This is a genomic window from Pandoraea sp. PE-S2R-1 (assembly GCF_002179865.1).
In the GTDB taxonomy this organism is placed as follows: domain Bacteria; phylum Pseudomonadota; class Gammaproteobacteria; order Burkholderiales; family Burkholderiaceae; genus Pandoraea.
On sequence record NZ_NGUR01000145.1, the window covers coordinates 1 to 445 of the forward strand.

The 445-nt window shown below is 63.4% G+C and carries 1 protein-coding gene; it reads right to left on the minus strand.

Going from position 1 to position 445, the window contains the following annotated elements; genetic code table 11:
* The coding region (locus tag CDV44_RS27445) for a PLDc N-terminal domain-containing protein (protein WP_170936141.1) at window positions 1-254 on the minus strand (254 nt) is incomplete at its 3' end.
* Window positions 255-445 lie beyond the last annotated feature (191 nt).

Below are 445 nucleotides of genomic sequence, written 5' to 3' on the forward strand. Positions count from 1 at the left end.
CACTGCGTCTCGCCGATGCGCGACTGCAGCGCTTCATTGCGGGCGCGACGCGCTTCGACGTAGCCGATGAACTTCGATCTGCCGAGGAACAGGTAGGGGATGAGCGTGAGGTAGGGCATCGTCACGAGCGACACCGCCCATGCAACCGCGCCTTGCGACGTCCGTACCGTCAGAACGGCATGGATTGCGGCGACGACTCCCAGTGCATGGATGCAGGCGACGGCAAAGCCGACGTCGAGCCAATTGAGCGTCATGACGAACCACTATCCTCCATGCCGTGAGTCGCGCGGACCCGGGAACCCGAGTGTAACCGGGGTGCGTGAACTTAGGCGAGGGCTCGCTGCGTCGAGCGAGCCCTGAGGGCACTACAGCATTACGCCACTACAGCATTACGGCAGATCGGCCGCCTGTACCAGAAACACCATATCGTCGCCGGCGCTCGTCG